Raw genomic sequence first — 12,938 nt, 5'->3', positions numbered from 1 at the left:
TTACGGTTTATGTTGTCTATCATAATATTCTTTTCACGAAAATTTCATCATCCATCAGTCACAGCACAAAATGCCAAGGAGGCTAACAAAAAAGCTTGGGGTGAAACACTAAAGTTTTTGGCTGAACATTTGCGTATACTAACCTTCTAAACGCTTGATTTTACTAACTATTTCGTTACTACCGTTTCCACATACTTTGAGTTGATGGCATTGATGTTAGAGGTTGATTTTTGAATCCAGCGTATGGGTAAACATCACAAAAAAGGAGAATGAAAAACCCAATTATTGAATCCTCATTCACCTTTACCTTCATCATATTTACTTTTGTCTCACCCTTGCAAATACGTTTTATATCATTTCAAATTGATTTTCATTTGCTATCTATCACAAAATCTCCCGTTAGAACCATTTAGCTGCAACATGAGTTATTTTCTTACTTTGTTTTTTCACTATCATTTTCATTATCGCTTTTCTCTTCTGCAACCTCTTCCAGCTCGATATTACAGCAACCATCTTTTTCTTTATTAGATCCAAACAAGCCTGCAAGTAAACCTTTCTTCTTTTCTTCATTTTTCATTATAGCATTCCCCTTTCAAATTTTGATAATTCTTCACTCAATTAAATCAAGTTGAAAACAAATCCACCAATGACAGCTGTGAAAAAGATTACTGTAACCACTGCACCAACTAGCTTCTTCTTAAATATCCCTGCCAGCATGCTCATTTCAGGTATTGCCATTCCTGCTCCCCCTATAATAAGCGCGATTACTGCACCAGTACTCATTCCCTTTTGCATCAATGCCAAACCTATTGGTATCGCTGACTCAGCTCGAATATATAATGGCACGCCAATAAGGGCTGCAATTGGAATGGCTAGTGGATTATCAGGACCTGCAATTCTAAGCACCAAATCTTCCGGAAGATAACCATATATTGCTGCACCGACACCCACTCCAATAAGAAGATACACTAAAACACCTCTGAAATCTTCCCAGGCTTTCATAAATGAGACTTTTACTTTTTTTCTGAAAACATCAGGAATTTCTTCTTTCTCTTCTGAACCACCAGATTTTAATCTTACATTCTTGACAAGATTTAATCCTCCTGTTTTTTCAAGAATGATTCCAAATATAACTGATCCGATAAACGTAACTAAAAAATAAACGATCGTTATCTTCATTCCCATCAGCGCAACCATCATTGCTATGATGATCGGATTTAACAGTGGAGAGGCAATAACAAATGACATTACCACACCAAATGGTATTCCTATCTTCAAGAAGCCAAGTGTCATAGGAATTGTAGAGCATGCGCAAAATGGCGTTAATGAACCAAATATTGCTCCTACAATATTGCCTAAAACGCCTTTCCCTGCCATCCATTTTTTTATTTTCTCATCAGGTAAGTACATAAGTACCAGCGCCACAATTGTACTTATACCTAAAAATAGGACGGTTAACTCAAATGTAATAAACAAAAAAAACTTGATTGTTTCGAATAACGTGTTCAATACACTCCCCCCCATCTTAATTTGATTTTATAAAGCCTTTATCTTGTATTGCTTTAAATAGTAATTCCAGCGTATCCTTAATGTTTTGTAGTGCTTCTTCATCTACAGCTCCAAGTATCTCATCCAAATATTCACTGTAACGATTGGATATCTTGTGTATCGCATTATTCCCTTTTTCTGTCGGCAATACACAGCATATTCTGCCATCAGATGAAGATTGATGCCTGGATACATAGCATTTTTTTTCAAGACGATCTATGATTTTACTAATCCCGCTTTTAGTAATATTTAGTGAGACCCCCAACTCCTTAATTGTGATATTTTGTATATCGTACACCTTCTTTAATGCCATATACTCTGCCAAAGATAAGTCTTCACAGCATTCGTCATCGAACCCTTGATTACCAAAGTACCATGATAAATCTTGTAATAAATCATGTATATCTGGAATGTCTTTATTCATTGTATTCCCCCCCCTAATTCATTTGGTTTCCATTGTCAACTATAATTTTAATGCATTTAGTTTCCATCGTCAACTAATTTGCAATACGATGGATAATAAATGCTGTGCATTCTAAAATTTATAAATCATAAACAAAGTTAGCGTGTCAAAAGTAAAATTGCAAACCCAAAATCTGAAATTCATTCCACTGCTAATCAGTAGTGGAATCAGCCTATATCATTGATATAACTGGAATAAAATACTCTATTAAACTATACTTCACACTCAAAAAGGTGGGGTAATATGAAATTTGAGGCAAATGCATCTCAACAGACAACACGTGAAGATAGTTTTTTAGCACTCAACCCACTTACAATGAAGTTTATTCTTAACTCATGGGCAAAGAGCTTCTAAGAGATTGTTTTTCTAGCGTTGATTACACTACCCAGAAGTATGGTCTAAGAAGTTGTTTAGTAAGGCTATCCATAGTGATGGTTTACCATTCCACTGCCCATGAGTGATGATAAATGAAACGCCATAGGGTCCTGATTTAGATAATGGTAAACTGTGTTCATTAATTCTTATCTTCATATGTTAATCACTACTTCAAAGTATTGAAACAAAAACAGCAAAACCTTCCTAGCTCAAAAGCTTTGGAAGGTTTATAAGTATCACAATATAAATTAGGTTTATCATAAAAAAAGCTGTTCAACAAAAACAACTAGTCATTTCTTAATGAATATAACTAAAACGATACAATCATAATCCTATCCAAAACTTTTGCAACAGTATATGGCATGTCATTAAACATCTCGTGTATAAATAACTAAAGATGCTTTGAATTTGCCAATACCACTTTAATTGTTTTTATAATAGATAAGATTATTTGATCATTTTAGCTAATCACCTCTGTATAATTTTGACTGGATTATAGCATTGCAAATATTTCATGTCATGTCTCACTTTTAAAATACTCTAAACTTACTATTAAAATATTTCGTATACACTAGCGTTGTTTTTGCTCAACTTCGCTTTACCATTAGAATGGTATGCACGCCTAATGGTATCAAAATCTCCCTTACCTGCTTGTTTTCCAAAATATGGACCTATTTGAGCACGTATTGTGACAATATACCTATATCTAGTAATTATAGTAAAGAATTAATAAATTCTGTGTTAAAAAGACTCGAGCCTCCCTCAACCGAGACAGTGGTTGATCTATCAGAAGAACTAGGGATACCATCCTCAACCATTTCTTTGTCTAGGAAGGTATAAAAAGATTTGAAGACATGTAATGAGTCAAGTATGTTTTATGTTTCCTAAGACTGATGGGGTGAAACGCCTTTAGGTTGTAAAGGTTTTATAAAATTTATCATTGACCTGACTATAGCTTTATAGTTTAACCTAAGTATTGGAGGGGGATCGATCATGAATTATTCTGTAAGTCAATTATGTAAGCAATTTAGTCTTTCTCGAAGTACATTATTATATTATGACACTATTGCTCTTTTAAAACCGTCTAGTAGAGGCCACAATAATTATAGGAGGTATTCACAGGAGGATGTAAAAAGATTGGAACAGATATGCACATATCGACAGACAGGTTTATCCTTAAAGCAAATTAAATTTTTATTAGAAGGACCTGAAGATAGAATAAAAGAGACTCTTGAAAAAAGATTAGAGGAACTAAATAGGCAAATAAACAGGATTAAAAATCAGCAACATCTAATTCTTAGTATTTTAAAAAATGAGGAGTTGTTGAAACGGCTTCAAATTTTAGAGAAAGACACACTAGTTGAAGTTCTAAAATTGTCTGGTCTGGATGAGGATGAAATGGATAAGCTTCACACAAAACTAGAAGAAACCTCTCCAGAGGGACACCAAATTTTTTTAGAAGCATTAGGCGTTGATAAGGAAGAGATTAAAGAGATAAGACAGTACGCTAGGAATATTAATACTGAAAAACAAGAAAGTCAGCCAAATAAGAAGGAGGAAATGCAATCATGTTAAGTTTTCACGAAAGCATAATATTAAGTAGTCCTGAAAATTTTTTTGAGGTTCGTCACTTGACTCTAAAGGGGACTAATTATGAAATTGGAAGAAAGCTAGGAGAAATAGCAAAAGAAATACATAGCATAGCAAAAGAGCCTACGGAGGATATGTTACAAACCCGTTGCCAAAGCGTTTATTTAGAAAAAAACTATCCCATTTTCTATGAGAGAATGAGAGGTATAGCAGATGCATACAATGCAAATATGAGAAAAGATTTAATTGACTTCTCATTATTAGGGGAAGCAATTTTAAGTACAGGTTGTTCAGCGGTCTACTATCCCCCTAGCAGAACAACATTAGGGCATGGCATCATCAGCAGGAACTTGGACTTTTATATGCCCAGCAGTATGCCTGCTTTATCAAAACCATATATTATTGAAATGTATCCTGATAAAGGCTATCCTTCTATTTCCATCTTGAGTTTTCAGTTACTAGGGGAATCACTGGAGGGAATAAATGCAAAGGGCTTAACGGTAGTTCACTTAGCTGATGATGAATCAACATCAAGATATCACACGGAGCCAACCTATTGCAATGCCGTAGGTCTAAATGAGCTTAAGAGTGTACAATTGTTGCTGGACACCTGTGCTACTGTGGAGGAAGCTAAAGAAGCTCTTTTAGTGAATAAGCATTTTTACATGTTTCAGCCCATACATTTGTTAATTGCCGATAAATCTGGCAACTCTTTTGTATGGGAATATTCACATACACACAATAAAGAATATATTATTGAAGGTAAAGACGACCCACAAATTATTACAAATTTTTTATTGCACCGTTATGAATCAATAAAAGATATTCCTAGGGTAAGTGATGAAAAAACCTGTCCCTACAATAGGTATAGAGCTCTCTATCATGCTATTAAAGAACATGATAGAAAGGTTACTTTAGACTTTGTCAAAGAAACCAATGCTTTGGTCTTTGTAGAAAAGAATTCGTATAAAAACCCTCCAGAGATACCCGTGCGCACTTTATTGCACAGTGTATATGATATTGACAATAGAAGTGTAGAGGTTAGCTTCTATTTAAAAGATAACTTTAATGTAGAGAAGAAAGAATACGAGCAATCCATTCGATCCCCATACTTTAAATTCTCTTTACAAGCCAAAGACACATTTTAACTATTATATATATTCTTCTATCTTTAATCTTCAGGATCTTCAAAACACAATAACTGACTTACTTTTTCAGCTTATTCAGATTTACAGAGTTGTTCTTATGAGTATCATCTTTTTATCAAAAACCATGTGGAGTGCGTTGTATTGATGTCAAGGGTGAAGGTAAATACGATGTTTAGAGGAGGTTTTAGAGACTGAAAAAGACCATAAAAAAAGGATTCCCAGACATTGAGTTTCTAATTGACTCTCCTCCGATATTTATTGAATCAAGTTTATATGACCTTAACGAATCTGTCCAACTAAGTGCAACCTATCCAATACTCCGTTTACACATATAACTCTTTATTAATAAAAGAGTTCGCTAAATCTACTGCGTTAAGGAAAACAAAAACTAACAAGAAAGATGCTAAATTAATGGCTAGAAAGTTAAGTGTGACTACTAATTAGAACGCTTCAATGCCCATCAAAAGTTAATATTTTTAACGCGTAATAGGACTCGATTAGGTCAGTATCAGTCCGAAGCGAAAGGACAATATGTTCGTATTATTGACCTGATATTTCCTGTGTATGTGACATCATTACATCATACCTATATCTATCGCTTATTAAAAAAATATCCTTCGGCTCAATCTATTAGTAAAGCGCATCTGACGGCTTTGACTTCTACACTATCTTCTGCTTCTCAAGGAAAGATTGATAAGAAAGAAGCCATAGAAATTAGAGATCTAGCTAGACATTCTATCACCAAGTTGTCTCCCATGCCGAGCGCACAACGAACAAGGCACTCTACGAAATTGCAGCGTAGGATGCCTTGCTCAGTTAGTTCTACCAAAAATAAAACCAAGTAAATTAGGAATTATGTCCTTCAGCGTAATTATTTTTTCTTAACAGGGATCCAAATCTCGCTGTAGTAGTTTTCATCCTGATTTCCTTTAAGATAATCATCAATATTGGTATACATTTCAATATTGTAACCTGCTGCAATTTCATAATCCTTGCAATTAGGAAGCCATTCCGAAAAGATTTTTTGGTTTACATCTTGCAGAGATTTCGGCATTGACCCTTTGCAGGCAAATATAGCCCAAGTGTGTTTTGGAATAATTTTTGTAACAAATCCATCTGGCACTTCTGAGGATGGGTCGTAATTATCTGCAATCAAATAGTCAAACTTATCGGAACCCAAATTCTCATCAATGCATACTCCATACATTCCGCAAACAACTTTGCCTTTTCCTGTTTGATAATGATCTGTCCAGAACCGTGGAATCTCTGTTTTAGCAGTACCGTATTTGAATATCCTTGATGCACCAATGATCGTAAATGAATCTTTTTCTACAATTTTGTAATCCATAACATAACCACCTTCCAATAAGATTTTGATTTTTAGAGGAGCAAAGGATTTTATCATTGCTCCATCTTTTCGTACAGCGGTAGGCGTTACACCGTGGAAACGAGTAAAAGCTTTAGTGAAACTATCCGGCGAGTCATAATCATATTTTAATGCAATATCGATAATTTTTTCATCAGTGGAAACAAGCTTACTGCCGGCAAGGGTAAGCCTGCGTTGTCTGATATACTCTCCGACTGTAAAACCACAGAGCATTGCAAATCCTTTTTGAAAATAAAACGGCGAAATAAATGCCTGTTTTGCAATGTTCTCTATTGTGAGTTTTTCAGTTAAGTTGTCTTCAATGTAGTTGATAGCTTCGCCGATACTTTCAATCCATCCCACAATCACTACCTCCCCTCTGTGTTTCTATTTTATCTATTTCCATACGGTCATACCCGATTTTTTATGTTTTGTTTTGTCTGACCAAAATATGAATCAATTACATAGAGATCGCTTCTAGTAAATTCACTTGTTTTTATCGTGTCCTCCAAGGATAGCGGCAAATAAAAAGGAAGAGTATGCTCTTATAGAGTTTTTATCTCCTTCCCCTAGCAATTTCATTTCCATATCTTCTAATGCTTTAATTCAATCTCTCTCTGCCTTTGAAACATTACTTATATTTTAAGTTTTATATTTATTATACTCTTCTTTATCCTTAAGTTCAGCAGTCTTAGCACTAAGTGCTTTGATAAAATTCTTTCTAGACGGAAATACTCGCTGGGTTTACCTAGCTTGTGAATCTATTTATAATAAAAGTTAGAGAGGGGTAACGATATGCTTAAATCTTATTTAACGGTCAATCCTGAGGGACAGGGTGAGATTGATATCCAAAAATCACGCTTTATCGGTTATGTTAAACGTGTAGAAACAGAAGAAGAGGCTCATGCTTTTATTCAAAAAATTAAAAAACAACATGCACAGGCGACTCACAATTGTTCAGCCTACTTAATTGGCGAACACGATCAAATCCAAAAAGCAAATGATGATGGCGAACCAACAGGAACTGCTGGCATCCCGATACTCGAGGTCTTAAAAAAGAAAGAATTGAAGGATACGTGTGTAGTCATCACCCGCTACTTTGGCGGGATTAAACTTGGTGCTGGCGGCTTAATTCGCGCTTATTCAAGTACAACATCTCAAGCCCTTAACCAAACGGGCATTGTCGAACGTAAATTAATGAAACAAGTGACCATCACACTAGCCTATCCTTTATTAGGAAAAGTAGAAAACGCACTTCATCAAAAGCAATATCAGATTGAATCGATTGACTATCTGGAACAGGTTCACTTTCATGTCCTCGTCGAAATTGACAATCTTGAGTTGTTTTACGATTGGATGATTGATTTAACAAGTAATCAAGTAACGCTTATTAACAAAGGCGAAGTCTACATAGAATCACCTGTTTCTTAAACACGTTAGGACACAGTGCCTGCATTTGAAAATACAAGCTTCTCTACTGCTGATAGCATTAATATGATATGATTTTGATATAGACATAATGATTAATGACATATATATAGAATATGTAAAGCTAAGGAGGATGGAAAATTGAGAAAACTTGCTGTTCTATTTATTTTAATTGGTCTTGTTTTCTTATCGATTGGTGGCTATCATTATTTTCGAATTCAAGCCGCTGAAAAGCAAGCATTAAGAGATGTTGAAGATTTGCTTGGAACATACGCGAATGGAGAAAAAATCGATATCACTGCATTTGATCCTAATCATGGCGACACGGTTGGTTTATTAGAGATTGAAACAATTGAAGCAACGTTACCCATTATTGAAGGCACAGATCCAGATGACTTGGACAAAGGTGTTGGTCATCATGCTGCGACAGCTTATCCTGGACAAAATGATCAAATTTTGTTATCAGGGCATCGTGATACAGTCTTTACTCGGTTAGGTGAAGTTGAAATCGGCGATCAATTAAAAATCACCTTACCATATGGCGAATTCTATTATCAAATGGTCGATTCAGAGATTGTCGATGCTGATGATCGTACCATCATTGGCTCAACAGCACCAGATGAACAATTAGTGATCTCAACTTGTTATCCATTCGGTTACATCGGAAGTGCCCCTGATCGTTACCTCATATATGCTGTTCCGATCGAACAATAGAATTATAGCTGAGGAGGTTAAACATGAAAAAAATCTGTTTACTATTTAGTACCCTTTTTATCATCACTTTAGTGGGATGTTCAAGTGATGAAGAAGTATTACCAGAACAGCGGTTTGAGACCTATGTTTCTTTCTGGGAAGAACAAGCCTTTAACGATATGTATAGCATGCTAACGGAAGAGGCCCAAGACAACTATGGCACTGACGGTTTTATTGAACGTTATCAAAAAATATACCAAGACTTGGCGATTGAAGATTTAACCATTACTTATAACCTTGGTGAAGAGAACGAAGAGGAAGCGTTGCAAACGACGTTTCCTATTACGGTAAGTCAAGATTCCGTCGCTGGAGAAATAACATTCGATGCGGAGATTGAAATGGTTGAATACATTAATGAAGAGGAAGAACGTGATTGGCTTGTCAATTGGCACCCTAGATTAATTTTCCCAGAACTTGAGGAAGACGGTAAAATTGCAATTGAAACGACTGAAACAAGCCGCGGTGAGATTTTCGATAGAAATGGAGATGGCTTGGCGATCAATGACACCGTCTATGAAATCGGTATCGACCCTGGACAATTTGGTGACAATCGTGACCAAGAAATCGAAGCGATTGCTGATCAACTCACCTTAAGTGTTGATACGATTGAGGCGACACTTGAACAAGATTGGGTAACAGATGGTGTGTTTGTTCCATTAAAAATTTTATCACCAAGTGATCAAGACCTACTTGAAAGCGTGACAAGCATACCTGCAGTGCTTCAACGGGAAGCAACAGGAAGGGTATATCCCTATTCAGAAGCATTTGCTCACTTGATTGGCTACATCGGCAACATTACCGCTGAAGAAATCGAGCAAGCAGACCCTGGTGTTTATGGGACTCAGGACCAAATAGGAAAGCGTGGTTTAGAGCAATTATTCGAAGAACGATTACGAGGAACACGAGGAGTCCGAATTGTTGCTGACAACAATGGCGATCGAATTAGCATTGCTGAAACAACAGGTGAACCCGGTGATGATATTCACTTAACTATAGATGCTGAACTCCAAGTTAGTCTGTTCGATCATTTTGAGCAAGACTCAGGAACAGCAGCAGCGCTCGAGCCTCAATCAGGTGAAACACTTGCACTTGTTTCAAGTCCGTCATTTGACCCACATCAGTTCACGTATGGCATTAGCCAATCCGAGTATGATGAATTAAATGAAGATCCTAATGAACCAATGTTAAATCGGTTTGCTGCTACGTATTCACCTGGCTCTGCATTTAAACCGATCACCTCAACCATTGGTTTAAATGAAGGGACGATCACCCCGGATGATGCCGTACAAATAGATGGATTAACATGGAGCAAAGAAGGTTGGGGGAATTACAGTGTGAGACGAGTGTCGGAATCAACCGGTCCAGTCGACCTCAATGATGCCCTTGTTCGATCAGACAACATCTATTTTGCACAAAAAGCTTTAGCGATTGGAAGTGAACCATTCATTGAAGGGCTGAACACATTTGGCTTTGGTGAAGACGGGTTTAACTACACTTATCCGATCCAGCCTAGTCGTATATCTAACAGTGGCGAAATCGATCGTGAAACCCTTCTTGCAGACTCAGGGTATGGGCAAGGAGAAATTCTAATGAGCGCGCTCCATCTAGCTGCCGCTTATACACCTATCATAAATGATGGCACGATGATTCAACCGATCTTAGATCAAGAAGAAGAACATGGGCAAGCTTATGCAGAAAACTTAATAACAGCTGAAGATGCCAATTATATTCAGGAAGCTTTGCGTCATGTTGTATCAAGTTCAAATGGAACAGCACGCCAAGCAAACATTGATGCAATAGAATTATCGGGCAAAACAGGAACAGCTGAATTAAAGCAATCTTTAGAAGAAGAAAACGCCGAGGAAAATGGCTGGTTTGTTGCCTATCCTAATAACTATGAGCTAATTATTGCGATGATGGTTGAAGGGGTCGAAAACAAGGGAGGAAGTGGCTATACTGTAGAAAAACTCACTGCTGTATTCGATGATCTATATCAGTAACCGTCTCAGCTGTAAAACGAATCTTCAATCAGTGGGCATTTTTGTTCTTTGCCCACTGATTGGTCGTTGAGTGAATCAAAACATTAGCGTCCTATCCCCCACCTCAATTGATTTGCTCTACACTCTATTTTGAGGGGGGTTTTACGGACGGTTAGCTGTGATAAATTTAAATAAAAGCGCACAGACTTTCAAGAGATAAAAGAAAATCCTTCATCTTGAAAGAATTTTCTTTTTTAGCTTTTCAATCAGAAAATGAAGTGATCAATGATTCCATAGACCATCTATTAATAGCCGTTACTTGACAGAGAAGGAGAGCACTATGAGACGCCTTATACAATCTTTTATTGGCAGTCGTATTATCAAAACTGGACTGGCCGTATTTATTACATCTACTATTTGTTTATCATTCAACTTGCCAGCTGTATTTGCTGTCATCACATCGATTGTTACGATCGAACCAACGGTAAGTCACTCAATTAAAAAAGGATTAACAAGGTTTCCTGCTTCTGCAATTGGTTCCTTTTATGCAGTTACGTTTATTTCTTTATTTGGGCAATCACCGATCACCTATAGTGGTGCGGCTATTTTGACTATCGTCACTTGTTCAAAGTTAAAATTGTACGATGGATTACTTGTTGCAACCTTAACATCAGTTGCGATGGTTCAAGTGATTGAAGGTGATTTTTTTATAGCTTTTCTTAGCCGTTTGGGTACAACATCGATTGGAATTACTGTATCTACATTAGTTAATTTCTTTGTTTTGCCGCCAAATTATTTAAAACAAATTGACTCTGCTATTAATATGAGTCTCAACACAGCAGCAAAAGAGTTAAAACTATTTGCACACGCACTATTTAAAGAAAATGATCGTTCTCAAGCACTATCCCAATCTGAAGAGATATTTGAACAATTTCATTATAAAATAAGTGATATTGAGCGATTACTCTCTTTTCAGCGCGCCGAATCCCAATACCACCGCCAATCGGAACGAGCAAAAACTAAGGTTGAGAGCGAGACAAAACAATTACATTTAATAAAATTGATTCATTATCATATTGGTAATTTAAATGCGACACTTTTGACAGAATTATCATGGAATGAAGAGAGTGTTAAGTTGGTCAATCAAGCAGTTGACACACTCGCTTCTTATATCACGGCTCCGCATACATTTGATCACAACAAACAATATGCTTTATTGGAAAAGTTACATAAACGCTTTTCAACGCTATCTTTGAAAAGGTCAACTAAACAGCATTATTTCCATGCAGAAACCATTATATTATATGAATTAATTGCTTTATTTCAATTGACTGAGAAATTGGCTAATTATCATATGAAAGCCTTAGCTTCCGACTCAGACAAGTAAGCGATCCCTTCAGTTTCCAAAACAAAACTGAAGGGATCGCTTATTTATTTACTCCAATTTAGGGTACGAGAATTAAGTTATTAAATAAAGAAGATGAATTAGTCTTTAAAATGAGATAAATGTTCCTCTATCTCTGCCGCTTCATGAAGCGATTCTAAGCGTTCGTCCAATGCCAACTGAATCTCATTTTCAAGCATTTGTTGTTCAATTTCATTGCGAGCATCTTCTAATGCAGGTGCTTGATCCATTTGCTCTCGAAGAAGCTCATAGAACAACTCGACATCTTCAGCTTTCACTTCAATATCTGAGAACTCTTGATTAATATAATACTGTTGAATTAATGACTGACGCAGTACTTCTTTAAAGCTTTCCTCAGTATAAGGTAGCTGAGCTAACACAGCCTTAAATGACTCCTCTGTGTCAAACTGGGCCTTCGTTTCTTCATACGCCGCTTCAACCTCTTCTTGAGTCACGGTTATTCCTTTTTCGCTTGCATCCTGTGTTAAAACGGTTCGATTAACAAGTGATTGGATCGTTTGCTCATGAACAAATTCTAAATCATCAACATCATAATCATTGTTCACCATATAGCTTTTTGTCTCATGATAAATAATATTATATTGCTCTCCATAAATCGTGTCACCATTCACTGTAATCACTCTTGCATCTTCAGCTACTAATTCTTCTTCGCTGACTAAGTCTTCTTGATCAGGTAAATCCTCGACTTCATTTGATCGTTTGATAACTTCCCTATCATTATCCTGATCTTGGCTGCATGCCGTTAACATAAGACTGAATAAAACTATCCATACTAATGCCCCCATTTTTCTCAACACATTAAAACCCCATTCTAAAATTTTTCAGTTGTTAAGTGGATGACTGCATTCCTATATAAATAGAA

11 protein-coding genes are annotated in these 12,938 nt (G+C 36.3%); 6 read left to right on the top strand and 5 right to left on the bottom strand.

Features of this window, described 5'->3' with window-relative positions; translation table 11 throughout:
- Positions 1–433 precede the first annotated feature (433 nt).
- From JOE23_RS01225 to JOE23_RS01215, 3 genes are read right to left on the bottom strand one after another with little or no spacing between them, the layout of a single operon-like run.
- A complete protein-coding gene (locus JOE23_RS01225) occupies positions 434–577 on the bottom strand; it encodes a hypothetical protein (RefSeq protein ID WP_204435474.1) in 144 nt (47 codons plus the stop codon).
- 41 nt (positions 578–618) lie between these two features.
- Positions 619–1,509, bottom strand: coding sequence for a permease (locus JOE23_RS01220; protein ID WP_204435473.1), 891 nt, complete (start codon positions 1,507–1,509; stop codon positions 619–621).
- Positions 1,510–1,525: 16 nt separating this feature from the next.
- On the bottom strand, positions 1,526–1,972 hold the full coding sequence (locus JOE23_RS01215) for a MarR family winged helix-turn-helix transcriptional regulator (protein ID WP_204435472.1): 447 nt from the start codon (positions 1,970–1,972) through the stop codon (positions 1,526–1,528).
- 1,407 nt (positions 1,973–3,379) lie between these two features.
- Between JOE23_RS01215 and JOE23_RS01210 the strand changes: the two genes are divergently transcribed.
- Together JOE23_RS01210 and JOE23_RS01205 are read left to right on the top strand one after the other, a co-directional pair.
- Positions 3,380–3,961, top strand: a complete 582-nt coding sequence (locus JOE23_RS01210) for a MerR family transcriptional regulator (RefSeq protein WP_204435471.1) — start codon at positions 3,380–3,382, stop codon at positions 3,959–3,961.
- Positions 3,955–5,124 carry a C45 family peptidase gene (locus JOE23_RS01205; protein WP_204435470.1) on the top strand — a complete coding sequence of 390 codons (1,170 nt, stop codon included), beginning with the start codon at positions 3,955–3,957 and terminating at the stop codon, positions 5,122–5,124. Before JOE23_RS01210 ends, JOE23_RS01205 begins: the two co-directional genes overlap by 7 nt.
- Before the next feature lie 871 nt (positions 5,125–5,995).
- On the opposite strand, the gene JOE23_RS18135 is transcribed toward JOE23_RS01205, so the two are convergent.
- Positions 5,996–6,853, bottom strand: a complete 858-nt coding sequence (locus tag JOE23_RS18135) for an AraC family transcriptional regulator (RefSeq protein WP_204435469.1) — start codon at positions 6,851–6,853, stop codon at positions 5,996–5,998.
- 432 nt (positions 6,854–7,285) lie between these two features.
- Between JOE23_RS18135 and JOE23_RS01195 the strand changes: the two genes are divergently transcribed.
- The 4 genes from JOE23_RS01195 to JOE23_RS01180 all read left to right on the top strand — a co-directional run bounded on the left by JOE23_RS01195 (position 7,286) and on the right by JOE23_RS01180 (position 12,037).
- Positions 7,286–7,921, top strand: a complete 636-nt coding sequence (locus JOE23_RS01195; protein WP_204435468.1) for a YigZ family protein — start codon at positions 7,286–7,288, stop codon at positions 7,919–7,921.
- A gap of 138 nt (positions 7,922–8,059) precedes the next feature.
- A complete protein-coding gene (locus JOE23_RS01190; RefSeq protein ID WP_204435467.1) occupies positions 8,060–8,632 on the top strand; it encodes a class D sortase in 573 nt (190 codons plus the stop codon).
- Positions 8,633–8,655: 23 nt separating this feature from the next.
- Positions 8,656–10,671, top strand: a complete 2,016-nt coding sequence (locus JOE23_RS01185; protein WP_204435466.1) for a penicillin-binding transpeptidase domain-containing protein — start codon at positions 8,656–8,658, stop codon at positions 10,669–10,671.
- A gap of 319 nt (positions 10,672–10,990) precedes the next feature.
- Entirely contained in the window at positions 10,991–12,037 is a 1,047-nt protein-coding gene (locus JOE23_RS01180) for an FUSC family protein (protein WP_204435465.1), read from the top strand.
- Positions 12,038–12,135: 98 nt separating this feature from the next.
- On the opposite strand, the gene JOE23_RS01175 is transcribed toward JOE23_RS01180, so the two are convergent.
- Positions 12,136–12,873 carry a SurA N-terminal domain-containing protein gene (locus JOE23_RS01175; protein WP_204435464.1) on the bottom strand — a complete coding sequence of 246 codons (738 nt, stop codon included), beginning with the start codon at positions 12,871–12,873 and terminating at the stop codon, positions 12,136–12,138.
- Positions 12,874–12,938 lie beyond the last annotated feature (65 nt).

It is taken from the genome of Amphibacillus cookii, from assembly GCF_016908375.1.
Lineage (GTDB): Bacteria > Bacillota > Bacilli > Bacillales > Amphibacillaceae > Amphibacillus_C > Amphibacillus_C cookii.
This window is presented reverse-complemented; position numbering and strand designations above follow the sequence as displayed.